This window comes from Kosakonia sp. H7A, from assembly GCF_003028445.1.
In the GTDB taxonomy this organism is placed as follows: Bacteria; Pseudomonadota; Gammaproteobacteria; order Enterobacterales; family Enterobacteriaceae; genus Kosakonia; species Kosakonia radicincitans.
In genome coordinates this window covers 1-694 of the sequence record NZ_PYTZ01000038.1, presented here as the reverse complement: position 1 = coordinate 694, position 694 = coordinate 1, and the positions used below count along the sequence as shown (strand labels likewise).

The window sequence follows — 694 nt, the reverse complement described above, 5'->3', positions numbered from 1 at the left end:
GGTCATGGCCAATGCGGACCGGGCCCCCGTGGTTCACGAGGGACATTGAGCCGGGCGGCAGCCTGGAAGCATTGGCCTATGATGGCGCACCCCCTCGCCGGAAACGCCATGGCCGCCTTGTCCCCCTTGCCCGAATTGCCCGCCGGTCGCTACCGCCATTACAAGGGCGGTGAGTACGAAGTGGTCGCCGTGGCCCGGTGCAGCGAGACGCTCGAGCCCCGCGTGGTGTACCGGGCACTGTATGGCGACGGCGGGCTGTGGGTGCGCCCGCATGCGATGTTCGTGGAAGAGGTTGAGGTGGACGGGGTACGGCAGCCGCGCTTCGCCCGGGTAGTCGACTAGGACGCCACAGAAGGTTGCATGCCGCCTGGCGGGCCGGTGCGGACATCGCGGGCATGACGGGGACGCAACGGTACAGCGGCCCGCTCAGGCGGGCAGTGGCTCGCCCAGGCTCCGGCAACAGGCGCGCACGGCAGCGGCGAAGGCCGCGCCGTCTTCCAGCATCATCAGGTGCCCCATGTCGGGGAGTTCGACGAAGCTGGCGGCCGTCGCGATGGCCCAGTCCGGCACGTCCCAGCCTTCGCGGGTTCGCTCGCCCGCGAGCAGGTGTACCGGCATCTCGTGCATCAGGCCGTGCAACTGCTCGAGATAGGCGGCGCGGCTGGTCACCTCGACCACGCTGCGCGCCATCGCG

General features: G+C 70.0%; 1 protein-coding gene and 1 pseudogene. One reads left to right on the top strand and one right to left on the bottom strand.

Annotation, left to right across the window (positions count from 1 at the left end; all coding sequences use genetic code 11):
- Positions 1–78: 78 nt before the first annotated feature.
- Positions 79–342, top strand: coding sequence for a DUF1653 domain-containing protein (locus CWM66_RS27965; protein WP_233218443.1), 264 nt, complete (start codon positions 79–81; stop codon positions 340–342).
- Between the two features lie 84 nt (positions 343–426).
- Here CWM66_RS27965 and CWM66_RS27960 read toward each other — a convergent pair.
- Positions 427–694, bottom strand: a pseudogene (locus tag CWM66_RS27960) (hypothetical protein); the annotation flags it as partial.

Coding starts and splice junctions, on each gene's coding strand:
- CWM66_RS27965 (WP_233218443.1), top strand. CDS start 79: ATGATGGCGCACCCCCTCGCCGGAAACGCCATGGCCGCCTTGTCCCCC.